At 68.8% G+C, this 24132-nt stretch carries 20 protein-coding genes; 3 read left to right on the top strand and 17 right to left on the bottom strand.

All coding sequences use genetic code 11. The features are described from left to right. Positions 1 to 14: 14 nt before the first annotated feature. From ACFVH2_RS12480 to ACFVH2_RS12470, 3 genes are all read right to left on the bottom strand, one after another. A complete protein-coding gene (locus ACFVH2_RS12480; RefSeq protein ID WP_378427887.1) occupies positions 15 to 485 on the bottom strand; it encodes a DUF5130 domain-containing protein in 471 nt (156 codons plus the stop codon). Next, entirely contained in the window at positions 472 to 732 is a 261-nt protein-coding gene (locus ACFVH2_RS12475) for a hypothetical protein (RefSeq protein ID WP_142097234.1), read from the bottom strand. Before ACFVH2_RS12475 ends, ACFVH2_RS12480 begins: the two co-directional genes overlap by 14 nt. A 72-nt stretch (positions 733 to 804) precedes the next feature. Beyond that, a complete protein-coding gene (locus ACFVH2_RS12470; RefSeq protein ID WP_378427884.1) occupies positions 805 to 1464 on the bottom strand; it encodes an HNH endonuclease in 660 nt (219 codons plus the stop codon). A 176-nt stretch (positions 1465 to 1640) separates the two neighbouring features. On the opposite strand from ACFVH2_RS12470, the gene ACFVH2_RS12465 reads away from it, so the two are divergent. From ACFVH2_RS12465 to ACFVH2_RS12455, 3 genes are all read left to right on the top strand, one after another. Continuing rightward, positions 1641 to 2036, top strand: coding sequence for a globin (locus tag ACFVH2_RS12465; RefSeq protein ID WP_378427882.1), 396 nt, complete (start codon positions 1641 to 1643; stop codon positions 2034 to 2036). 70 nt (positions 2037 to 2106) lie between these two features. Continuing rightward, positions 2107 to 3720: a glycoside hydrolase family 13 protein gene (locus tag ACFVH2_RS12460; RefSeq protein ID WP_378427880.1), complete on the top strand. Its 1614-nt coding sequence runs from the start codon at positions 2107 to 2109 to the stop codon at positions 3718 to 3720. Between the two features lie 102 nt (positions 3721 to 3822). After that, a complete protein-coding gene (locus ACFVH2_RS12455; protein ID WP_378427879.1) occupies positions 3823 to 4464 on the top strand; it encodes a hypothetical protein in 642 nt (213 codons plus the stop codon). A gap of 99 nt (positions 4465 to 4563) precedes the next feature. Here ACFVH2_RS12455 and ACFVH2_RS12450 read toward each other — a convergent pair whose 3' ends face one another. The 14 genes from ACFVH2_RS12450 to ACFVH2_RS12385 form a co-directional block, all read right to left on the bottom strand. Then, on the bottom strand, positions 4564 to 5940 hold the full coding sequence (locus ACFVH2_RS12450; RefSeq protein WP_378427877.1) for a glutamate decarboxylase: 1377 nt from the start codon (positions 5938 to 5940) through the stop codon (positions 4564 to 4566). A gap of 65 nt (positions 5941 to 6005) precedes the next feature. Continuing rightward, a complete protein-coding gene (locus ACFVH2_RS12445; protein WP_378427875.1) occupies positions 6006 to 7991 on the bottom strand; it encodes a YhgE/Pip family protein in 1986 nt (661 codons plus the stop codon). Between the two features lie 4 nt (positions 7992 to 7995). After that, complete coding sequence (locus ACFVH2_RS12440) at positions 7996 to 8736, bottom strand: hypothetical protein (RefSeq protein ID WP_378427873.1); 741 nt, start codon at positions 8734 to 8736, stop codon at positions 7996 to 7998. A 92-nt stretch (positions 8737 to 8828) separates the two neighbouring features. Next, the gene (locus ACFVH2_RS12435; protein ID WP_378427871.1) at positions 8829 to 10109 is read right to left on the bottom strand and encodes an amidohydrolase family protein; all 1281 of its coding nucleotides are present in this window, start codon (positions 10107 to 10109) and stop codon (positions 8829 to 8831) included. A 135-nt stretch (positions 10110 to 10244) separates the two neighbouring features. After that, positions 10245 to 10901: a hypothetical protein gene (locus ACFVH2_RS12430; RefSeq protein WP_378427869.1), complete on the bottom strand. Its 657-nt coding sequence runs from the start codon at positions 10899 to 10901 to the stop codon at positions 10245 to 10247. After that, the gene (locus ACFVH2_RS12425; RefSeq protein WP_378427867.1) at positions 10894 to 11346 is read right to left on the bottom strand and encodes an acyl-CoA thioesterase; all 453 of its coding nucleotides are present in this window, start codon (positions 11344 to 11346) and stop codon (positions 10894 to 10896) included. Before ACFVH2_RS12425 ends, ACFVH2_RS12430 begins: the two co-directional genes overlap by 8 nt. Beyond that, positions 11343 to 16250: an NAD-glutamate dehydrogenase gene (locus ACFVH2_RS12420; RefSeq protein ID WP_378427865.1), complete on the bottom strand. Its 4908-nt coding sequence runs from the start codon at positions 16248 to 16250 to the stop codon at positions 11343 to 11345. The genes ACFVH2_RS12425 and ACFVH2_RS12420 overlap by 4 nt, the downstream gene beginning before the upstream one ends. A 139-nt stretch (positions 16251 to 16389) precedes the next feature. Next, entirely contained in the window at positions 16390 to 16812 is a 423-nt protein-coding gene (locus tag ACFVH2_RS12415; RefSeq protein ID WP_378427863.1) for an acyl-CoA thioesterase, read from the bottom strand. A 4-nt stretch (positions 16813 to 16816) separates the two neighbouring features. Further along, positions 16817 to 18496 carry an energy-dependent translational throttle protein EttA gene (gene ettA, locus ACFVH2_RS12410; RefSeq protein ID WP_378427861.1) on the bottom strand — a complete coding sequence of 560 codons (1680 nt, stop codon included), beginning with the start codon at positions 18494 to 18496 and terminating at the stop codon, positions 16817 to 16819. A 75-nt stretch (positions 18497 to 18571) separates the two neighbouring features. Beyond that, complete coding sequence (locus ACFVH2_RS12405) at positions 18572 to 19681, bottom strand: lipase family protein (protein WP_378427859.1); 1110 nt, start codon at positions 19679 to 19681, stop codon at positions 18572 to 18574. Positions 19682 to 19823: 142 nt separating this feature from the next. After that, positions 19824 to 20966 carry a lipase family protein gene (locus ACFVH2_RS12400; protein ID WP_378427857.1) on the bottom strand — a complete coding sequence of 381 codons (1143 nt, stop codon included), beginning with the start codon at positions 20964 to 20966 and terminating at the stop codon, positions 19824 to 19826. A gap of 116 nt (positions 20967 to 21082) precedes the next feature. After that, positions 21083 to 22204, bottom strand: a complete 1122-nt coding sequence (locus ACFVH2_RS12395) for a lipase family protein (protein WP_378427907.1) — start codon at positions 22202 to 22204, stop codon at positions 21083 to 21085. Between the two features lie 73 nt (positions 22205 to 22277). After that, positions 22278 to 23402, bottom strand: a complete 1125-nt coding sequence (locus tag ACFVH2_RS12390; RefSeq protein WP_378427855.1) for an alpha/beta hydrolase family protein — start codon at positions 23400 to 23402, stop codon at positions 22278 to 22280. Positions 23403 to 23489: 87 nt separating this feature from the next. After that, complete coding sequence (locus tag ACFVH2_RS12385) at positions 23490 to 23981, bottom strand: single-stranded DNA-binding protein (protein WP_378427853.1); 492 nt, start codon at positions 23979 to 23981, stop codon at positions 23490 to 23492. Positions 23982 to 24132 lie beyond the last annotated feature (151 nt).

Raw genomic sequence — 24132 nt, 5'->3', positions numbered from 1 at the left:
TGGGACGAGAGGGCCTAGCGGGCCGCGATGGCCGCGCTCATGACGCGGACCGCACTGACCAGTCCGTCGATCAGGTTCGCCTCGCCGAACGACGAGACGGCCGCGGTCACGCCGAGCTGCGCGACGCGGTCGGTGACCCGGTCCGCGACTGCCTTGCCGGAGCGGACCTCGACGGCGCGCTGGTTCGGCGACACCGCGATGAGCACCGAACGCTCGGCCTCGGGAGTGGTCGGGAACAGCTCGTCGACGCCGGTCGCGGGATCCTCACCCAGCGGTCCGATGTACGCGTTGAAGCGCACCTTGGTCGAACGCGTCGCGTCGGTCAGCGCGTCGTCCAGCGTCACCAGCTCGTCCACGGTGAACGGGAGATCGTCGTACGGATCACCGATGCGGTGCACCGAGGAGACTCGACCGCTGGCGGTCACGACGGACCCCACCGGGAGGTCGGCCTCGATCACTGCCGGGAAACGGTTACCACCTGCCACTTGCCGAACCTCCGATCAGATCTGCGGAACCGGCCGCGATGGCCTTGTGTCCGCCATGGTGTCCCGCCACGGTGACCTCGTCGACGGCGGACCACAGCACGGGCTTGTGGGTCCATTCCTTGTCGAGCGAGTAGTGCGCGGGCGTCGAACCCGCGACCGGCTTGGCCAGGAAGCACAGTCCCGCGATGATCGCCGTGGCGACCACGGGGATCCCGACGAAGATCAGCACTGTCTCAAGAATGCTCACCTGCCAAACGGTAGCCCAGACGCCCGGCGAAGGTGACACGACCCGCACGAAAGGGCGGCGGGGACCACCCCGCTACGCCGCGCCCTCCCCCAGGTACCGCAACCAGAGCGGGTCGAGGTCCTTGGTCGCCGCGAGCAGGCGCCAGTGCTGCCCCTTCGGCGGGACCAGCGCGGCGCGCAGCGTCCAGCCGAGCTCGCTGAGCAACTTGTCGGCCTTGCGGTGGTTGCACGGGGCGCAGCAGGCGACGCAGTTCTCCCACGAATGACCGCCGCCGCGGCTGCGCGGGATGACGTGGTCGATGGTCTCCGCCTTGTCCCCGCAGTAGGCGCACCGGAATCGGTCGCGGTGCATCAGCGCGGCACGCGTCATCGGGATCCTGGCGCGGTACGGAACGCGTACGTAGTTGCGCAGCCGAATCACCGACGGGACCTGCACGGAGCAGCCGGCGGAGTGGATGACCTGCCCGAGCGGATCCTCGTGGACGGCGTCGGCCTTGTCGCAGACCAGCAGCACGACGGCTCGGCGGACGGGAAGCGCGGTGAGTGGCTCGTAGGTGGCGTTGAGCAGCAGCACCCGGCGTTTCACCCAGGCAGGCACCGCGTCCTCGCCCGGGATCGAGGGTCTGAGTCCCTCGTCTAACACTTGCAGCGTAGAAGCCCCCGCCCCGCGCGCGTCGCGCAGGCCAGTGGGCTCGAGTTGTCGATGCGCTCGCGCGCCGTGCCGGTGCTTCATGCCACCTCCGGAAAAGACCCCACCCAGTGGACCACGGATAGGATCTCGACGCACGCCCATTTCGGCACAAAGATGCTGGACACTCGGTGAACAGGAGGCTACGACGGGGACGCAGCGCCGCGATCCGTCCGGCCTGGCGGCACACCCGAGCCGGGCCGGGCACAATGGAGCACGCCATGACTGATGCCGAGATGAGCTTCTACGACGCGGTGGGCGGAGCCGAGACGTTCCGCCGACTGACTGCCCGGTTCTACGAGGAAGTTGCCAAGGACGAGATCGTCCGACCGCTGTATCCCGAGGAGGACCTCGGTCCGGCCGAGCGACGCATGCGATTGTTTCTCGAGCAGTACTGGGGCGGGCCGCGCACCTACTCCGACGAGCGCGGACATCCGCGACTGCGACTGCGTCACCAGCCGTTCACGATTGGTCCGCTCGAGCGCGACGCCTGGCTCCGCTGCATGCACATCGCGATCGACTCCATCGACGAGTCGACCCTCGACGCGGAGCACCGCCGAGCTCTCACCGACTACATGGACATGGCCGCCGCATCGATGGTGAACTCGCCGATCTGACCGCCCCGCCACGAGTCGTGGTGGTCGGCCGGGTTTGGCACTATGTGAGCTTGTGAGCACTGACGGGGCTGTGAGCACTACCGAGATCGGACCGGAGGCCACCACTCCGTGGTGGACTAATGCCGTCTTCTACCAGATCTATCCGCGCTCGTTCTCCGACTCGAACGGTGACGGTGTCGGCGATCTGGGCGGCGTCCGCGATCGCCTGGGCTACCTCGAACTGCTCGGGGTGGACGCGCTGTGGCTCAGCCCGGTGATGCGCTCACCGATGGCCGACCACGGGTACGACGTGTCCGACCCGCGCGACATCGACCCGCTCTTCGGCGACCTCTCGGTGATGGACGGCCTGATCGCCGAGGCGCACGCGCGCCGGATCAAGGTCACGATGGACCTGGTGCCCAATCACACCAGCTCACAGCACCCGTGGTTCGTCGCGGCCCTCGCCGCCGCGCCGGGCAGTCCCGAACGGGCCCGGTACATCTTCCGGGACGGCCTCGGAGCGGACGGCTCGCAGCCGCCGAACAACTGGCCGAGCATCTTCGGCGGGCCGGCCTGGACCCGCGTCACCGAGGCCGACGGCACGCCGGGCCAGTGGTATCTGCACATCTTCGCCCGCGAACAGCCGGACCTGAACTGGGACAACCCGGAGGTCGCCGAGGACCTCGAGCGGACGCTGCGATTCTGGCTCGAGCGGGGCGTCGACGGGTTCCGTATCGACGTCGCGCACGGCATGGCCAAGCCTGAGGGCCTGCCGGACCACGACTGGGACACCAACGAGCGGATGCGCGGCGGTGACACAGAGCTGCTCGGCAGCGACGACGACGATCCCCGGTTCAACAATCCGGGTGTGCACGAGATCCACCGCGGCCTGCGGCGGGTGATGAACGAGTACCCGGGGACCATGGCGGTCGGCGAGATCTGGGTGCGCGACAACGAGCGCTTCGGCGAGTACATCCGGCCCGACGAGCTGCATCTGGGCTTCAACTTCCGCCTGGCCGAGGCCGAGTTCGGCGCGGACACCGTGCGCGCGGCGATCGAGAACTCGATGGCCGCGGTGGCGAGCGTCGGCGGCACCCCGACGTGGACCCTGTCGAACCACGACGTCGAGCGGGAGGTGACGCGCTACGGCGGCGGCCGCGTCGGCCTGGACCGGGCCCGCGGCATGGCGCTGGTCGAGCTGGCACTGCCCGGCGCCGCCTTCATCTACAACGGTGCCGAGCTGGGCCTGCCGAACGCCGATCTGCCAGACGAGGCACTGCAGGATCCGGTGTGGGAGCGCTCCGGGCACACCGAGCGCGGCCGCGACGGCTGCCGGGTTCCGATTCCGTGGGAGAACACGCGGCCGCCGTACGGATTCACCGCCGGCCTCTCCACCTGGCTGCCGATGCCCCGGGACTGGGGGGCGCTGACGGTCGAGGCGCAGCTCGAGGACCTGCACTCGACACTGACGCTGTACCGGACCGCGATCGAACTCCGATCGCATCGTCCGGAGTTCAGCGGTTCCGAGATCGACTGGTACGGAAGCCCGCCCGGCTGCCTCGCGTTCCGGCGTCGCGGTGGACTGACCTGCGCGCTCAACGCGACCGACGCCCCGATCCCGCTGCCGCCGGGCGAGGTGCTGCTGTCGAGTGCACCGCTGGTCGACGGCACGCTGCCCGCAAACGCCGCCGCCTGGCTGGTGTGAATCGGGGACGGGTGACCGTCGACGGTGCGCGCCCCGTAACGATTTCGATCCCCACGCCGCAAACCGGATTACCCCGGCCGGTTGCGACCTAGACTGCGCCCCATGCTGATTCACCCGACTCTCAGAATGCAGTCGTGGGGGTTCGCCATCGGCGCGCTGCTGTTCGCGCTCGGTTCCGCCCCTTGGATCTCCACGGCGATGGGAAGCGCAAGCGCCAACACCGTGTTCTTCGTGGGATCCTGGTTCTTCACCGGCGCCGCGTTCGTTCAACTGGTGCTGAGCGGCGCTGCCACCACCACGGACCGGGGCAAGCCTGCGATCCGAGCCGAGTGGCTCTCCGCCGCAATTCAATTCCTCGGGACGCTGTTGTTCAACGTCAGCACCGGCGCCGCGTTGCACGCACACACGATCAAGGGCGAGGAGCACCTCGTCTGGAATCCCAATGCCGAGGGATCTGTCGCTTTCCTGGCCAGCAGCGCCCTTGCCGTCCTGATTCTGTTGCGGGCCAACCAGTTCTGGGAACCACGCTCGAAGGACTGGCAGAGCGTATGGCTCAACATGCTCGGATCGATCGCGTTCGGAGTTTCGGCGGTGGGCGCGTTCATCACACATGAGGGCACCGTGATCGATCAGGCGCTCGCGGTCGGGGGAACGTTCGTCGGCGCACTGTGCTTCTTCTCGGCCTCGGCCATCTACCTCGGCGAGGACGATCGGCCTGCAGAGGAATTCGCCGACGCGACCTGACGCGAACTCCCGTGCGAGCTGGTCACCAGAGCTCCCTCCGGCACGAGCGAGGGGAGGTACCGGCGCTCACCCGCACCGGTACCTCCCCCTCGAATCGACTCAGTGGGCGAAGCCGCTGGCGGTGTGCTCGGTACCGGCCTTCAGCCGTGCCACCACGTCCTTGATCGCCAGCACGAGCTTGTACGCCATGTCCCGACTGAATCCCTCCCGCAACACGATTCGCAGTACCGCGACGTCCTCGGCGTCGGCCGGCATCGTGTACGCGGGGACCTGGAAGCCGCGGGCACGCAGTTCGTGCGAGATGTCGAACACCGTGAACCCCGGATCACCGACCACTTCGAACGACAGCACGGGAATCGCGGTGCCGTCCGTGATGACGTGCATGTGGTCCATCGTGGACAGCTCCGACGAGATCATCAGTGCGGTGTCGCGCAGCGACTCCATGATCTGGGTGTACCCCGCAACACCCAGCCTGATGAAGTTGTAGTACTGGCCGACAACCTGATTGCCCGGGCGGGAGAAGTTCAGCGTGAAGGTCGGCATGTCACCACCGAGATAGTTGACCCGGAAGACCAGGTCCTCGGGCAGATGCTCCCTCGACCGCCACACCACGAAACCGATGCCCGGGTACGTCATGCCGTACTTGTGACCACTGACGTTGATCGAGACCACGCGAGGAAGGCGGAAGTCCCACTTCAGTTCCGGATGCAGGAACGGAACCACGAACCCACCGCTCGCCGCGTCGACGTGCAGCGGAACGTCGGGCCCGCCCTTCGCGGCGATCTCGTCGAGAACGTCGGAGATCTCGGCGACCGGTTCGAGCTCACCGGTGAAGGTGGTACCGAGGATCGCGACGACACCGATGGTGTTCTCGTCCACCGCCTCCCGGACCTGCTCCGGTGTGATGACGTAGCGCCCCTTCGCCATCGGCAGGTACTTCGGCTCGACGTCGAAGTAGCGGCAGAACTTCTCCCACACCACCTGGACGTTGCTGCCGAGAATGAGATTCGGTCGCGTCGAGTCCTTGCCCGCCGCTTCTCTTTCCGCGCGCCACCGCCACTTCAGGGCGAGCCCGGCGAGCATGACCGCCTCCGAGGAGCCGACCGTGGACACCCCGGTGGCAGACGCCGGATCGGCCTCGTCGAGGTCGACCGCGTTGAAGAGGGCCGCGACCATGTTCACGCAGCGGGTCTCGATCTCCGCGGTCTGGGGGTACTCGTCCTTGTCGATCATGTTCTTGTCGAAGGTCTCGGCCATCAGGCGGTCGGCCTGCGGGTCCATCCAGGTGGTCACGAAGGTCGCCAGGTTCAACCGTGAGCTGCCGTCGAGCATCAGTTCGTCGTGGATGAACCGGTAGGCGGCTTCCGGGTCGGTTTCGGACTTCGGCATGCGAAGAGCTGGAATCGCATCGGTGCCGAGCCGTCCGGTGTAGGCGGGAGCGAGGGTTTCGGTCGGAGCGGCAAAGGAATCAGACATCTTCTCTCCAATACTCGGTGTGATAGACCTGCTCGGGGTCGGCGATCGACAGGGACTTCTCCTGGTCACACCTCCAGTGGTGGGTAGAGCCGCTCCATGGTGTACTGGCGGTTGCGGCGGACGGACAGGGCGCTGGCGGTCAGGCTCACGACCAGGATGCCCACCAGTACCGCGATCGCGATCCACAGCCGCGAGTCGACATGCTCACCGATGGTGAGCTGGCGCAGCCCGTTGACCGTGTAGGTCATCGGGTCGAACGGGTGGATGTACTGGAAGGGTTTGGCGGTGGTCGGCACCGGGTAGATCCCGCCGGCGGAGACCAACTGGAGCATCAGGAAGGCGAGGGTCACCACACGTCCGACCGCGATCCCGAACACCGCGTTGAACGCCTGGATCATCGCCAGGTAGGTGGCGGAGATCAGCATCAGGAACGCGATCGTGCCGAGCACGTGTTTGACGTCGAGACCTACACCGAAGTGGACGACGGTGTACATGACGATCACCTGCAGGATCCCCACGAACAGTGCGGGCCAGTACGACGCGAGCACCGTTCGGTACAGGCCGACTCCACCGACCGTGGGTCGCGACTGCAAGGGGGTCAACAGCATCCAGGTGATGATGCCGCCGACGAACAGGGCCAGCGAGAGGAAGAACGGCGCGAATCCGGTACCGAAGGTCGGCGCGACGTTCGTGTAGTCCTGTTGGAGCTTCACCGGCGTCGAGAGGGTCTCCGCCGTCGCCGTCTTCTGCTCGTCCGTCCAGCTCGGAACCTGACCGGCGCCCTCGTCGAGCGCCGTGGCGAGCTGCTTCGAACCGGACTGCAGTTCGACCATCCCGGACGCGAGCTGACCGGCGCCGCCGGCGAGCTGCTTGCTGCCGTCGGTCAGCTGGACCAGGCCCGAGCTGAGGGTTGCGGCGCCGCTACTGAGCTCGTTTGCGCCGCCGCGCAACTGGCGCAGGTCCGACGCGACCCCACCGTTCTGCAGCATCGTCAGACCGGACTGAAGCGGACTGTTCGGGTCGGTGAGCTGGTACTCGACCGCGCGCGCATCACCGCTGAGTCGATTGATCTCCGCCTGCAGCTCCCCGGTGTCGGTGCCGACCTGCTGGGCGGTGAGCGGTGACAGTGCCGCGACCGCCCTCTGCACCAGGGGATCCGAGCTCTGCCTGAGTATGTCGAGCGCCTGCGACACCGCGGTGGCGGGTGCGGGTTCCGCCGGTCCGGGAAGCCGGCTGCCGAGGGCTTCGAGTGATCGACGGAGCTCGGACACCTGGCCCCCGATGTTCGGGACGGCGCCGCTGCCGAGGGCGTTGATCAACGGCGTGGTCGCCCCGTCGATCGCGGTCGCGAGCTGGGCTGCTCCGCTGGCCAGTTGCGCCGACCCGGACTCCGCGGTGACCATGTTCGTCGCCAGCTCGTTCGCCCCCGAGCTGAGCTGGTCCGCGCCACCCTTGGCGGTGTCGATCCCGGAGGCCAGCTGTTCGGCACCGTCCGCGGCTTTCTCGAGGCCGGAGCCTGCGCTCTGCAATCCGGTGAGGACCTGCCCGACACCTTGCGCACCGATGGTCGAGTTGACCTGATTGATCACCTGCTCGGAGGCGTCCTGCCCGATGACGGTCGCGAGGTAGTTGTTCGCGTCGTTGAAGGTGAAGACCAGTTCCGCCTTCTCCGGATTGTCCCCGTTCGGCGATTCGACCGCCGCGCTGAAGTTCTCGGGCAGGGTGATGGTGTAGTAGTACTTTCCGGACGACAGCCCCTGCGCCGCCCCCTCCGCGGAGACCTCCGCCAGGTCCAGTTGCCCGGACGCCACGAGCGACTTGACCACCTGGGCGCCCGCATCGAGTTGCTGCCCGTCCGCGGTACGACCGGTGTCGTTGTTGACGATCGCCGCCGGGATCTTGTCGACCGCGCCGAACGGATTCCAGAACGCCCACAGGTACATCGCGCCGTAGAGCAGTGGCATGAGAATGATGGTGATGATCGCGATTCGCGGCATGGTGCCACGGAAGTACCGCTTCGAATCGCTCCCGAGAGAGACCCCTGCGAGCACGACCTCACCGCCCCTCGGTCATGACACCGATGTCGCCCGCACCGAGCAGGCCCTGCATGTCGACCACCGCCCGCACCCCTGAGTCCGGCGGCAGCGGGTTGACGTCCGCGGTGATCACCGACTGCCGCTCCCCCAGCGCCACAAGGCGTTCGAGCAGGGTATGGCGCTCGTCGTCATCGGCGATCCTGTCCAGCCGCCCGACGACGAGCAACGGTGGACGGCGGGTGTTCGCCACCGCGATCCGGAGCAACAGTTGCTGGAGCTCCGGCAGATCGTCGACGAATGCATTGAGCGCAGGAAGCGGAACATCACCGAAGACCTCGCCGCACATGCGTGCCACGCCGTCCTCGTGCACCCTGGAAACCATTTTGTACCAGGGCGATTCCCACCGTAGTTGCTCGGTGACGAGGTCACGAACGGTCACCGACGGACTGACGTCGTCGAGTTCGTTCAGGCAGGAGATCGCCGACCGCGCGAACACCTTGGCGGGCCGGTCCTTGTGGCCGAGGACGGTCAGCGACCCGCCGGACAGGCGCATCCTGCCGCACAAGGCCATGAGGAGGGCGGTCCGCGCGGCACCGGCCTGAGCGGCGAGCACCGTCACCCCGCCCTCGTCGATGTCCAGGTCGAGGGGGCCGAACACGTGCCCCCACGGACCGTCGAGCTCGATCGCCCTCGCGGACACGAGCGAACCGGGTATCGGCTCCCAGAAGTTCTCCGGTTCCGCCGTAGTTGTCTCGACCAACTCACACCTCTTCTCCGGGCCGTGCGACGGATCGACGGCGCGCGTGTTTCGGCAGTGCTGTTCGTGTTCGATGAATGGCTCGACGGCACGGGTCAGAGGGCGTTCTTGACGATCTCGCCGTTCTTGACGATGACCGGCAGGTTCTTTCCCGGATCCGCGAGCAGGTTCAGGTCCTCGAGCGGGTTGCCGTCGACGAGCAGCACGTCCGCCCACGCGTCCTTGGCGACGACACCGAACGGCGCCTGCCGGTAGGGGTCACGCTCGCCGGCGAGCCGGAACAGTTCGGCGTTGCCGGATGTCAGCATCCGCAGCGCGTCGACATTGCTGTAGTGATCACCCAGTCGCGCCGCCATCTCGCTCTGCCTGGCGGCGAGCTGCGGTTCCAGTAGAAGGTCGGTGCCCCACGCAACGTTCACGCCGTGCTTCTTCGCCCACTCGTACACGCTGTCGGTGCCGGTGCAGATCTCCCGGTCCTTCCCGGCGCGATCGGCGTCCGGGTAGTGGTGATCGCCGAGGGCGAACGGTTGCATCGACAGCCAGACCTCCCGTTCGGCGAGCATGGCGATGGTCGGCTCGTCGGCGAGGTGGCCGTGCTCGATGGACTTGACGCCGGCCTCGACCGCCCGGTGGATGCCGGTGACGTTGTAGACGTGCGTGGCGACGTAGGTGCCGTAGTCGGTCGCCGCATCGACCGCGGCCCGCAGCTCAGGGGCGGTGAACTGCACCGTGTACAGCGGGTCGTACATCGACGCGGCGCCGCCGCCGACCATCACCTTGATCTGGGACGCCCCCTTCTTCAGCTGTTCGCGAACCGAGGCCAGGACCTGTGCCTCACCGTTCGCGACCCGCATGAAACCGATGCTCTCCGCCCGCGACTCCTTCCCGGCCAGCGCGGTCGGGGTGTCGTAGACGAACCCGAAGTCGCCGTGTCCACTGGTCTGCGAGATCGCGGCCTGCGACGGGTAGATGCGCGGGCCCTGGAACTGTCCGCGATCGATGGCCGACTTGATGCTGCCGGTGTCGCCGGCCATGTCCCTGACCGCGGTGAAGCCGCGCAGCAGCATGTTCCTCGCCTCGGCGAGACCGTTGATCGCGATGTGACTCTCCGAGCCCATCACCATGTCGACGTACGAGTTCGCGTTGCCCACCAGGTGGACGTGAGCGTCACTCATTCCGGGCATGAGCACCCGGCCGCCCCCGTCGATGACCTGCGTCTCGCGACCCGGTTCGTCACCGACGGGGGACTCCGAGACCCCGACTACCCGGTCCCCGTCGATCAGAACGTCTCCGGCGACGAGTTTCTCGGAGACGCCGTCGAATACCCGAACATCACGAAAAACAATGCGCAGCTTTGCTTTCGAAGAAGTCGTCATGCCAGCAAATGGTATGCAAGATCCAAAGAGGCGTCTCGAGGAGACTGGACGGCCGTTCGGAACGTTAGATTTTCGAGATAAACCACACAGGAGCTACGTAAATCGTGAAAGAGTTCCGTGTCGATCGGTGAGCAGCTACACCACCGACAACGGGATCTCGCCGCCGCGTCGGGCGAAGACGGACCCGTAGCGGGCGTCGAGTCGCAGCCAGGTCCGGCTCGCGCGCACCCGGACCAGTTCCGCCGGATCCACCGTCGCGGACTCCGTGTCCGTGCCCGGCACGAACCCCATGCCGGCGAGGGCGAACACGGTCCGCATGCTGACCACGACGTGCTCACCGGCGCCGTCGACGGCGAGCACCTCCTGTGCGAGCAGCGAGGCGGGCGGGCCCTTGGGTCCGGCGTGCTCGGCCGCGACCTCGGCCCCCTGCCGCGCCAGGTCCACGAGGATCCGGGCCGGCACGTCGTCGACGTGCACGAAGCCCTGGTCCGGGGGCAGCGCGCCCCGCCAGGCCGAGTCCATCGCGAAGCCCGGGTCGACCTCGTCACCCGTGCGCAGCGCCTGCAGCAGGCCGTCGGCCGCGACGACGGTGTCCTGCGGCCGGATCCGGCCCGACACCACCCGTGCGGCCAGCGTGTCGAATCCCGTTGCCGCCCAGGCGACCACGTGTGTGTCGCCGCGCTGCCGCAGGCGCACCACCGCGGCCTCGTCGAGACGCACGGCCCGCGTCAGGAACGCGGCGAGGTTCTCCCGCTCCCGCGCGTCCGCGACCGTCAGCACCCGGTCAGCCACGCTTCCAGCCCTCCAGGTACTCGCGTTCGGGCGCGGTGAGCCGGCGCAAGCGCTGGGTGTCGATGTCGAAGGCCGCGATCTGGGTGGAGGCCACGATCGCCGGCGCCGAGCCGGGGTCGGCTCCGCCCGCGCGCACCTCGTACCCGATGGTGAAGTCCACGGCCCGCACCTGCTCGATCCACATGAGCACGTCCAGCGGGCCGTCGTCGTGGCGCAGCTGGCCGCGGTAGCGCACGTGCAGGTCCGCGATCACCGCGCCGTCGCGCAGCGTGACGGTCGGCCGGCCGTCCTCGAACAGCCACGGAATCCGCGCCTCCTCGAGGAGCGTCACCATCCTGGCGTGGTTGATGTGCTGGAAGACATCCATGTCCGACCAGCGCACCCCGACCTTGGTGTGAAACCCCACCGCCGCATCCACCGTGGCCCCAGCCGATTCGACCTTCACCGCATACCCTCCGATCGGGTGCCCGCTCCGCGCACCATGCTCCGTACCTGCCGCGCCGCCACCGAGAGCGTCGCGAGGTCAAGCGTCCCAGACGCCACGATCTCGCCGAGCGCTGCCCGCGCCCTTGCGAGCCGCGAGGAGTTCGTCGACTCCCAGTCCGCGATCTTCTCCTCGGGACTCTCGTGCGGCTCCCCCGCGACGAGTACGTCCGTCGTCAACGACCGCAGCGAGCCGTACAGGTCGTCACGCAGGGCCAGCCGGGCCAGCGAGTGCCACCGGTCCCCGCGTTCGAGACCCGAGATGGCGGTGAGGAACTCGTCGATGCCCAGGTGCTCGTCGAGGGCGTAGTACAAGGTCCCGACCTCGTCGTGCTCGCGCTCGGCGATGTCGGCGATGTCGATGATGTCGAGCACCGGGAACAGGTCCAGCAGCGAGTAGACCCGCAGCGCCAGCTCGCGTGGGCAGCCCCGCTCGAGCACGGACGTCGTCCGGGCCTCGAGCTCGGTCAGGTGGTGGCCGCGCAGCCAGCCCCGCGCCGCAGGCACCATCTCGCGGACACGGGCCGCGTACCGGTTGATCTCGGCGCCGACCGCGATCGGCTGCGGCCGGTTCGCGAGCAACCACCGCGACGCGCGGTCGAGCATCCGACGGGACTCGAGGATCAGGTCGTCGGCGACGGTGACGTCGATCGGCGCGTGGCCGATCTCGGTCCACACGTCCCGCAGGCCGAAGATCTCGGCGGCAGCGGTGAAGGCTCGGATGGCATCGGTGCTGCCGGCACCCGTCTCCTCCGCCAGTCGGTACGTGTAGCTGATTCCGCCGAAGTCGACGGCCTGATTGACCAGCATGGTGGCCACGATCTGCCGGCGCAGCCGGTGCGTACGGATCCGCGGGGCGAACCGCTCACGCAGCTGGCGCGGGAAGTACCGGGGCAGCCCGGTGGCGTAGGTGTCACTGTCGGGGAGCTCACTGGCCAACAGGTCGTCCTTGACCGCCAGCTTGACGTGCGCCATCAGCGTCGCCAGCTCGGGCGAGGTCAGTCCCCTGCCGGTCTCGCGGCGCCGCTCTATCTCCGCCTCCGACGGCAGCACCTCGAGCTCCCGGTCGAGGCCGCGGGCGGCCTCGAGATCGGCGATCTGGCGCGCGTGCACGCCGAGCATGCCCACCGCGTCCGCTCGGGAGGTGCCCAGCAGTACGTTCTGGTAGATGTTGTCGCGCAACACAAGTCGCGAAACCTCGTCGGTCATCGACGCGAGCAGCTCGTTGCGGTCCGGGGGCGAGAGTTCGCCGGCGCTGACCGCGGTGTCGAGCAGGATCTTGATGTTGACCTCGTGGTCGGAGCAGTCGACACCCGCCGAGTTGTCCAATGCGTCCGTGTTGATCCGGCCACCGGACAGGTCGTACTCGACCCGCCCTCGCGAGGTCACGCCGAGGTTGCCGCCCTCGCCGATCACCTTGGCGCGTACCTCGTTTCCGTTCACCCGGACGGTGTCGTTGGACTTGTCGCCGACGTCGGCCTGCGATTCGCTGCCGGCCTTGACGTAGGTGCCGATGCCGCCGTTCCACAGCAGGTCCACCGGCGCTCGGAGGATCGCCCGGATCAACTCCGGCGGCGACAGTTCGGTCACGGAGTCGCCCAGACCGAGCGCGACCCGGGCCGGTGCGGCGAGCGGCACCGACTTCACCGACCGTTCCCACACGCCGCCACCCTCGCTGATCGCGGCACGGTTGTAGTCGGCCCAGGACGAGCGGGGCAACCGGAAGACCCGCTCGCGTTCCGCGAACGAACGGCCCGCATCCGGGTTCGGGTCGAGGAAGACGTGCCGGTGGTCGAAGGCGGCGACCAGTCGGATGTGCTGGCTGAGCAGCATGCCGTTGCCGAACACGTCACCGCTCATGTCACCGACCCCGACCACCGTGAAGTCGTCGCTCGCGGGGTCGAGGCCCATCTCCCGGAAATGCCGCTTGACCGACTCCCACGCACCCCTGGCGGTGATACCCATCGCCTTGTGGTCGTAGCCGATCGACCCGCCGGAGGCGAACGCGTCCCCCAGCCAGTAGTCGTACTGCGCGGCAACCTCGTTGGCGAGGTCGGAGAACGAGGCGGTGCCCTTGTCCGCCGCCACCACCAGGTAGGTGTCGTCACCGTCCCGGCGGACCACCCGCGCCGGCGGCAGAACCGCCCCGGTGGCGGGATCGACGTTGTCGGTGACGTCGAGCAGTCCGGAGATGAACAGCCGGTAGCACGCCTGCCCCTCGGCCAGCGCGGCCTGCCGGTCGGCCACCGCGTCACCGGTCGGCTGCGGCGGACGTTTGACGACGAATCCGCCCTTGGCTCCCACCGGCACGATCACCGCGTTCTTGACCGCCTGCGCCTTCACCAGGCCGAGGATCTCGGTACGGAAGTCCTCCCGGCGGTCCGACCACCGCAAGCCGCCACGCGCGACCGCACCGAAGCGCAGGTGCACACCCTCCACTCGGGGCGAGTAGGCGAAGACCTCGAAACGCGGACGGGGACGGGGCAGTTCGGCGATCCGGCCAGGATCGAGCTTGAACACCAGGACGTCGCGGTGTGCGCCGTCGGCGCCTCGCACGTAGGCGTTGGTGCGCAGCGTCGCGAGCACCAGCGAGAGCATTCCGCGCAGGATGCGATCTGCGTCGAGGCTGATGATCTCCTTGATCTGCGCCCGCAGTTCGCCGGCCAGGCTCTCGGCCCGCTCGATCGAGGCCGAGTCCGGGTCGAAGATGGCGCCGAACAGTTCGACCAGCAGGCGCGCGGTGTGCGCGTGCTCGAGCAGCACACCCTCGATGTGGAACTGGCTGTACGGAAAACCAGCCTGGCGAAGGTATTTCGCGTACGCCCGCAGCACCACGGCCTGACGCCACTCCAGTCGGGACCGCAGCACCAGTTCGTTGAACTTGTCCGGTTCGGAGCGCCCGAACCACACCGCGGTGAACGCGTCCGTGAAGCGCTTCTGCAGCGCGCGCGCCTCGTCCGACTCCGCGATGTCCTCGGCCTCGCCGATCTCGCGGTCCAGGTTCTCCTCGACCTCCGCGTCGATCAGCTCGGGTGCCGCGGACAACCCGAAATCGTAAATCCAGCAGGTGTTCCCGTCCGGCCTGCGCACGGAGTACGGGCGCTCGTCGATCACCTCGACGCCGAGGCTCTGCAGCACCGGCAGCACCTGGCTGAGCGAGACCCCGTCACCGCAGATGTAGAGACTGAACCGCCACTGCCCCGGCAGAGCCGTTCGCCAGCGGTAGAGCTCGAGGTCGATCTCGTCGGGGCCGAGCAGCTCGAGCCTGGCGATGTCACGCATCGCGCGGGCCGCGCTGAAGTCCTCCTTGTAGCTCTCCGGGAACGCGGACGAGTACCGCTGCGCGGTGAGCATACTGACCTGTGGCTCCACCGCCGCCAGATCCGTCAGGTCGTCGTCCCAGGACCGTGTTGCCGCCGCGAGCAGCGACTCGATGCGCTCGCGGTTGGCGGCCGAGGTGTCGACGAGGACAGCCTCTCGGTCGACTGGCTTGCGGATCGTGAAATGCACCATCGCGAGGTCGGATTCGGTGACCCGGGCACCGTAGTCGAGGGTGCCGCCACCGAGCTCGCGCAGCAGGATCTCCTGCATCGCCAGCCGGGTCCGGGTGTTGTATCGGTCCCGTGGCATGTACACCAGGGCGGAGACGAAGCGGCCCGCGTGGTCGTCGCGCAGGAACAGTCTCGCCTGCCTGCGCACACCGATCGCGAGGACCGCGGTGACGGTCTCGAAGAGGGCGTCCGCGTCGATGGAGAAGAGTTCCGTGCGCGGGAACGACTGGATGACCTCGAGCATCGCCTGCCCGGAGAACGAGTGCAGTTCGAAACCCGCGCGCTGGATGACGGCCCGCGCCCGGCCGGAGATCACCGGGATGTCGAGGACGTTCTCGTGCAGGGCCGTCACGGTGAACACCCCGAGGAAGCGATGTTCGCCGACGATGCGGCCGTCGGCATCGACCTCGGTGACGGCCACGAAGGACGGGTACACCGAGCGGTGCACGGTGGCGGGCATCGGGCCCTGCGCGAAGGTGAGCAGCGGACGATCAGTGCCGAATTCCGGTGCCGGAAGGTCGATTCGGTGATCGGTGCGGGTCTTCGTCCCGAGCACACCGAGACCGCTGCCGGCGACGATGTGCGCGACCGGCATGCCGTGCACACCTGGGTCCCCGAACTCGTAGCGGCGGTAGCCGAGCAGCGCGAAGTTGCCCGCGGCGAGCCAGCGCAGCAGCGCGGCGCACTCGCGCACCTGCAGCGCGGGGTAGCCGCCGGGTCCGCGGTCGGCGAAGGTGTCGAGCTGCTCGGCGAGCGCGGCCTGCGTGTAGCGCATCGCGTCGGTGTCGGAGATGACGTGCCGCACGTCGGCGAGCACGTCCCGGACAGCCTGCGCGATCTCGTCGAACTGTGCCGGGTCGGTCGCCGCGTGCAACTGCAGGTGCATCCACGACTCGGAGTGTGTCGACCTCTCGTGCTGTCCGCCGTCGACCAGGACGTCGACAAGGTCGCCGTCACCGTCGCGCTGGACGCGCAGCACCGGGTGCACGATCTCGACGACGGTGACCCCGAGCCGCGCCAGCATCGCCGTCACCGACTCCACGAGCATCGGCATGTCGTCGGTGACCACCTGCACGGCCGGCGCTCCGGCCGTCGGCACACACACCCGGGACACCGAGCGGTCCGGCGGCCGGTGCTGGGCGAAGCTCAGGTGTTCACGGAACGCGGCCATGGCGTCGTCGGTGATCGCGCCGCCGGTCCACGCGAAGTCGGTGTTCCGGAAGTAGGCGGCGGCGACCGCCGGCAGGTGACCGGCGAGCCTGCCGGGCAGGCTCGCCGTCCAGCCCGCGTCGAATCGGTCGGCGGATACGGTCATCTCGCGGTTCACCCCCTGGTCGATACGACAGGTGTGCCCCTCGAGCCTAGCCTCGGGAAGGCCGCGACACCGACAACCGCCGACCTAGTGCCTGAAGTCCATTGATGGTTGCCGCGAGAAGACTTCGGGCGCGGGGCGACTAGAGCGCCGCCCCCGCAGGCACGTACTGCGTGAGCAGCTCACGGGTGCGCTCAGCGAGCGGAACCGACTGCTCGGTCTTCGGATCGAAGCCGACCAGCACGCCCTCCGCGACGACGCAGACGGCGTCGTGCCGGTCGCGCATCACGTTCCGGACGGTCATCGACGAGGTCCCGACCCGCAGGATGCTCACCTCGACGGTGAGCGGTCCGGTGGCGTCGGTCACCGGACGCAGGTAGTCGAACTCCATCCGGCGCACGACCATCGGGGCGGGCGACGCGCCCGCCCCGATGATGCATTCCCGAAAGAACCGGGTCCGTGCCTCCTGTGCATACTCGGCGTACAGCACGTTGTTCACGTGACCGAGGCGATCGGAATCACCCCAGCGCACCTGGATCTCACAGGAGTACGTCTTGTCGGACACTCGACTAGTCCCGAGTGAGCTTGCGGTGCGTGACCCGGTGCGGGCGTGCCGCGTCGGCGCCGAGCCGGGCGACCTTGTTCTCCTCGTAGGCCTCGAAGTTGCCCTCGAACCAGTACCAGGCAGCCTCGTTGTCGCCGAATGCGCCCTCCCACGCCAGGATGTGCGTGCAGGTCCGGTCCAGGAACCAGCGGTCGTGGGAGATCACCACGGCGCAACCCGGGAAGTCCTGCAGCGCGTTCTCGAGCGAGCTGAGGGTCTCGACGTCGAGGTCGTTGGTCGGCTCGTCGAGCAGGATCAGGTTGCCGCCCTCCTTGAGGGTCAGCGCCAGGTTCAGCCGGTTGCGCTCACCACCGGAGAGCACCCCGGCCGGCTTCTGCTGGTCCGGACCCTTGAAACCGAACGCTGAGACGTAGGCGCGCGAGGGCATCTCGTTCTGGCCGACCTCGATGTAGTCGAGTCCGTCGGAGACCGTCTCCCACACCGTCTTCTTCGGGTCGATGTTCGCGCGGGTCTGGTCGACGTAGCTGAGCTTGACGGTCTCGCCGACCTTGACGGTGCCCGAGTCCGGCTCCTCGAGACCGACGATGGTCTTGAACAGCGTGGTCTTGCCGACGCCGTTGGGACCGATGACGCCGACGATGCCGTTGCGCGGCAGCGTGAACGACAGGTCCTTGATCAGCAGGCGACCCTCGAAGCCCTTGTCCAGGTTGTCCACCTCGACGACCACGTTGCCGAGGCGCGGCGGCGTCGGGATCTGGATCTCCTCGAAGTCGAGCTTGCGGTGCTTCTCGGCCTCCGTGACCATCTCGTCGTAGCGGTCGAGGCGGGCCTTGTTCTTGGCCTGGCGGGCCTTGGCGCCGGAGCGGACCCAGGCGAGCTCCTCCTTGAGACGCTTCTGCAGCTTCTGGTCCTTCTTGCCCTGCACCTCGAGGCGGGCGGCCTTCTGCTCCAGGTAGGTGGAGTAGTTGCCCTCGTACGGGTACAAACGGCCGCGGTCGACCTCGCAGATCCACTGCGCGACGTGGTCGAGGAAGTAGCGGTCGTGGGTGACGGCCAGGATGGCGCCGGGGTAGGCGGCCAGGTGCTGCTCGAGCCAGAGCACGGACTCGGCGTCGAGGTGGTTGGTCGGCTCGTCGAGGAGCAGCAGGTCCGGCTTGCTCAGCAGCAGCCTGCACAGCGCGATGCGGCGCTTCTCGCCACCGGAGAGGTGGGTGACGGGCTCGTCGGCCGGCGGGCAGCGCAGCGCGTCCATGGCCTGCTCGATCTGGGAGTCGACCTCCCAGGCGTCGGCGTGGTCGAGCTTCTCCTGGAGCTCGCCCATCTCCTCCATGAGCTCGTCGGAGTAGTCGGTGGCCATCAGCTCGGCGATCTCGTTGTAGCGCTTGAGCTGCACCATCGTCTCGCCGAGGCCCTCCTCGACGTTCTCACGGGCGGTCTTGGTCTCGTCGAGGTGCGGCTCCTGCATGAGAATGCCGACGGAGGCACCGGGCGCGAGGAAGGCCTCGCCGTTGCCCGGCTGGTCGAGCCCGGCCATGATCTTGAGGATGGAGGATTTACCCGCGCCGTTCGGGCCGACGACACCGATTTTCGCTCCCGGGTAGAAGCTCATCGTGACGTCATCGAGGATGACCTTGTCGCCGTGCGCCTTGCGCACCTTCTTCATCGTGTAAATGAACTCCGCCATGGGCACCAGAGTATCGGCACACGTCGCGGCGCCCCAATCCACGCCGCCCCAGGCTGTGGACAGCCGCGCCGCTGGTCAGATGTGCGCGCGGGCGAACGCGATCACGTCGGGCAGGGACTGCGTCAAGGAGACCTGGTGTGCGCTCGGGTAGGTGCGGAAGGTGACATCCTGCCCGTTGGCGAACAGGTCGGCGGCGAGTTTCGCACCGAGCGGGTACGGGACCGTGCGATCCGACAGTCCGTGCCCGACGAACACCGGCCGGTCGTAGCCGGCGGTCGGCACCGCGAGGTAGTCCCGAACGGCGTCGCGGAACTGCGGCGTGTCGAGCGGACGGGCCAGCATCTCCCCGACCCCGACCGAGCCGGCCCGGTCCGCGAGCTCGGTGAAGCACATCGTCTCGGAGTCCTCGACGATCGCGGCGCCCGCCGGGCTGAGCAGCTCGTCGACCGGCAGATCGGGCCGGGCCACCCTGAGCCCGTCGACCACGTAGGCGGCGAAACCGGTCAGCCCGGTCAGGCCCAGGTCGGGGAAGCCCGGCCCGCCGAGGGGGAACAGCTGATCGAGGTTCGCCGGGGTCCCGGTCGCGACCGCACCGCGGTAGTCCAGCTCGGGCGCGTAGTTCGTCGCCTCGTGGGCGGCGAACATGGCCGCGTGTCCGCCCTGCGAGTGCCCGACGGCCAGCCAGGTACGCGACAGTTCCGGAGCGACCGACGTCGCCGCCCGAACCATGTCGATCACCGCTCTACCCTCGCTGCGGCCGTGCAGGTACGCGTGTACGCCCGCGGTCCCGAGCCCGACGTAGTCGGTGGCGACCACCGCGAAGCCGGCACCCAGCCAGGTGTCCAGGTAGTCGCGTGTGAGCGCGGAGACGTCGCCGAACGACGGCGCGCAGTCGTCCGCGACGCCGGTCGTTCCGTGTGCCCACGAGACCACCGGCCATCCGCCGGCGGGGGCGACGCCGCGCGGTAGGTACACCGCGCCGGTGCTCAACGCCGGTGCGCCGGCGGGCCCCTCGGTCCAGTAGGTGAGCCGGTAGCCCTCGGCAGCGCCGGCAAGACTCGACGCCGACACCAGCTCACCGCGGCCGACCACCCTCCCGGGGTCGGTGTCCGCGGCCCGCGCGATCGCAGGCAGGAGACTGACGAGCATTGCGAGCACCGTCGAGGCCACAACCACCCAGAACATCGGAAGATGCTGTGGCACAACTATTGTCGAACATGCTCGCCCGGACCGGACCTCCGTCGTGTGTGGCACGACTTCTGTCTACCGCACCGCGCGGCCGAAGTGTCGTGCTACGTAGCCGCGTAACGTCACGGTGCGGTCACCGTCAGCGGCCGAACAGCGACCGCACGAACGCCGAGGTGTCGGGCAAGGCCTCGAAAACCGATCCGCCGTGGTTGCCCGAGTAAGGCCGGAACGTCACCGGCTGGCCGGCCAGTTGCAGGTCGAGCGCGAGCTTCGCGCCGAGCGGGAACGGGACCGTCTGATCGGTCAGACCGTGCCCGACGAACACCGGCCGGTCGTAGCCGGTGGTGGGAACGGCGAGGTAGTCGCGCAGGGCCGAGCGGATCTGCTCGTTGCCGAGCGGGCGACTGAGCATCTCGCCGACGCCGAGGGCTCCCGTGTGCTTGAGGAGCGGGACGAAGCACATCGTCTCCGAGGCCTTGACGAGCTCGCGGCCGGCCGGGGTGAGGTAGTCGTCGATCGGCAGGTCCGGTCGCGCCACCTTCAGTCCGTCGATCACGTAGGCCGCGAAGGAGGTCAGGCCGTTCAGACCCAGATTGGGGAATCCCGGCCCGCCGAACGGGAACAGCTGCTCGAGGTTCGCCGGCGTTCCCGTCGCGACGGCGCCACGGTAGTCCAACTCCGGCGCGTACCGGGTCGCCTCGTGGGCGGCGAACATCGCGGCGTGGCCGCCCTGCGAATGCCCGACGACCACCCAGGACTTCGACAACGACGGCGTGACGTCGCGGGCGGCACGGACCATGTCGATCACGGCCCGACCCTCGCTGCGTCCGTGCAGGTAGGCGTGCGTGCCCTCGGTGCCGAGGCCCACGAAGTCGGTGGCTACCACCGCGTAGCCCTGCGCCAGCCACGCGGAGACGTAGTCGCGGGTGAGCGCGGTGACGTCGTAGCGCGAGGAGGGAGCGCAGTCGTCGCCGACGCCGGTCGTTCCGTGCGCCCACGACACCACCGGCCAGCCACCGACGGGGGCGACGCCCTTGGGCAGGTAGACCGCGCCTGCGCTGCGCGCGGGGGTGCCGGTCGGTCCCTCGGTCCAGTAGACGAGGCGGTAGCTGTCGGCGGTGTCCGGCAGCTGCGCGACCGGCGCCAGCTCGCCACGGGAGACCACCGTCCCGGGGTCGGTATCGGCGACCTGGGCGAGCGCGGGAACCGGGGCAAGAGTCACGACCACCGCCAGTGAGGCCGGGGCGAGTGCGCGAACCCAGCGCCGAACCCGGCGTCGCACACCAACAGTCGAGGGGGAATTCACGGGCTTGATCGCAGTCGTCTCCGGCACGCGTCCTGTCTACAGCGCCGCCGCGACGAATTGTCGGATTCTGAGAGACCGGTTCCACCCAGTGGTCACCGCAGCACCCGCTCGACGAACGGAACCGAGTCCTCGAAGGAGGCCGCCGGGGTGCCCAGGTGGTCGGCGCCGGCGTAGGTCCGGAAGGTGAGATCGGTTCCGGACGCCGCCAGTTCGCCCGCGAGGGCGAGCGTGAGCGGGATCGGCACCACCAGGTCGCTGACGCCCTGACCGAGGAAGACCGGTCGGTCGTAGCCCGAGGTCGGCACGCCCAGGTACTCGGTCAACGCGCGGCGCATCTCGTCGGTACAGAGCGGCCGTGCGAACAGGTCCCCGACCGAGACACCCACCACGTGCTGTCCGAACGGCACCGTGCACATCTGAGTCGCGAGGGCCGCGAGCTCGCGGCCCTTCGGCGAGAGGTACCGATCGACGTGCACGTCCGGCCGTGCGTCCCGAAGCCCGACCATCGTGAACAGCATGAATTTCGTGAGCCCGACCAGCCCGAGGTCCGGGATGCCGGGGCCGGCCAGCGGGAACACCCGATCCAGATTCGAGGGAACCCCCAGCGCGACCGCGCCGCGGTAGTCGAGTTCGGGCGCGTAGCCGGTGGCCAGCCGAGCGGTGAGCATGGCCGCCTGCCCACCCTGCGACAACCCGGCGACGACCCACTTCGGCGACAGCTGTGGTGTCACCGACCGGGCCGCACGCACCATGTCGATCACGTTGTGAGCGGCCGCCACTCCGTCCAGGTAGGCGAGCGGGCCGGGCGTGCCGAGCCCGGTGTAGTCGGTGGCGACCACCGCGTACCCACGGGCCAGCCAGCGCGCGAGGTAGTCGGCCTCGGCCGCGCTCGATCCCACCACCGACGGTGCGCACTGCTGCGCGATCCCGACGGTGCCGTGCGCGTACGAGACGACCGGCCAGCCGCCGGCGGGCACCGGGCCCCGAGGTAGGTACACGGCGCCGCTGCTGACGGTCGGGGCACCGTTGTGGTCTGCAGTGCGGTAGGTGACGCGGTACTCGCGGCCGGCCCCGGGAATCGACGCTGCCGGAGCGAGATCCGTCGTGGACACCACCTCGCCGTTCGCACCAGGGCCCGCGAAAGCGGGCGCCCCGACGACCGCGACGACCACAGCGCAGGCAACGGCGATCAGTACCCGGATATTGGTGCGCATCATCGCAATCGTCTCCCCCACCCCGGCCGACGGAACGATTCTGTCTACCGCACGGCGGCGTGAGCGCGGCGGGTTATCGCATCACCCGGTCCACGAACCGGGCCGAGTCCGCGAACGAGGCGGCGAGCGTGTCCACGTGTCCGGTGCCCGGGTACGCGACGAAGGTGAAGTCGGTACCGTCGCGCTCGAGGTCGGCGACGAACGCGAGCGCCAACGGGATCGGTACGGTCCGGTCGGCGACACCGTGCCCGACGAACAGCGGGCGGTCGTATCCGGTCGTCGGCACGGCGAGGTAGTCGGTGAGCGCGGTTCGCATCTCGCGGTTGTCGAGCGGCCGCGAGAACAGCTGACCGACCGGGATGCCCGCGACTGCGCGACCGAGCTGGGGTGAGCACAGCCGCTCCGCCTCGGTGGCCAGTTCGAGCCCGAGCGGGGACAGATACCGGTCGACGTCGAGATCCGGTCGCGCGGAGCGCATCCCGACGATCGCCAGTAGTCCGAAGGTCGTCAGGCCCTGCACGCCCACGTCCGGGAACGCCGGGCCACCGAACGGGAACAGCTTCTCGAGATTCGCCGGAGCACCCAGGGCGACCCCGCCCCGGTAATCGAGTTCGGGCGCGTACCGCGTCGCCTCGTGCGCGGTGAGCAGCGCCGCATGCCCGCCCTCGGACAGCCCGGCCACGACCCATCGGGGTGACAGGTCCGAGTCGATCGCCCGTCCGGCCCGCACCATGTCGATCACGCTGTGCGCGGCGGCCCTCCCGTCGAGATAGGGCAACACCCCGGGGGTACCGAGACCGAGATAGTCGGTGGCGACCACCGCGTACCCGCGACGAAGCCATCCGGCGAGGTAGTCCGCCTCGGGTGCGTACAGGCCCGCGGTCGAGGGTGCGCACTGATCCGCGACCCCGATCGTCCCGTGCGCATAGGACACCACCGGCCAGCCACCCGGAGGCGGCCGGCCGGGTGGCAGATACACCGCGCCGGTACTTGTCGCGGGCGCGCCGACGTGATCGGTGGTGGCATAGGTGATCCGCTGTGCCTGCGCCGCGCCGGGCAACCAGATCTCCCGGGGCAGCTCCACCGAAGAGATCACCGATCCGGGCGGAGCTGAGGCCGCAGTGGCAGGAAGTCCCACCACGGCGGCGAGCACGGCCACGGCGGTCACCACCAGCACCGAGACCCTCGTGCGCAGCATTGCGAATCGCCTCCCCGACATCGACGGTCGGTTCTCACCACGGTAGGCCCGCATCGGGCGCCGCCGAGGCGGTTTCGGCCGGTCATCTCAGCCGGCGGCAACCGCCGCGAGCTCGCTCTCGCCGTCCTCGTCGGGCACGGGTGCGGCGGATGGGTCCGCCGGTGTCGAGCCGGGGCCCTCCCCCGGGTCGGCGGCAGACTCCGGCCCCGACGATCCGCCGCGCGGGCGATCGAGCTTCGCGATGCATCGCGCGAGGTCCGGCCCGAGCGCACTCGCCCGCATCTCGAGATCGGAGCGCTCCACGCCGTCGCGGGTGGTGTACTCGCTCGTGCGCAGCTGTCCGTACGCGATGATCGGGTCGCCCTTCATCAGGGTCGCACCGACGCCGGCGACGAGACGGCGCCAGCAACTGACCGTCAGATAGAGGGTGCCGCCGTCGGTCCACTCACCGGTGGACTGGTCGCGTCGCCGGGTGTTGCTGGCCATCCGGAAGCTGACCACCTCCTCGCCGGAGTTGGTGAGCCGCTTGGCCGGCATGGTGATGACGGTGCCGACCACCGCCGTGTGCGTCTCGTACATGTTCCGCCCCTTTGCATCCGGTGGGCCCGAGGGCCCCTCGACTGCCAGCCTCCCCCGGCCCCCGACCGGAAGCCACGGGCGCGGCGAATCCGTGGACACCCGCACCGCTCGTCCACAGGGGTCACCAAATCCGATGCGCCGAACCGTCGTT

Source organism: Rhodococcus sp. NPDC127527, from assembly GCF_042672245.1.
Classification (GTDB): Bacteria; Actinomycetota; Actinomycetes; order Mycobacteriales; family Mycobacteriaceae; genus Rhodococcus_G.
The sequence above is the reverse complement of the archived record's forward strand: the minus strand, read 5'-3'. Positions and strand labels throughout refer to the sequence as shown.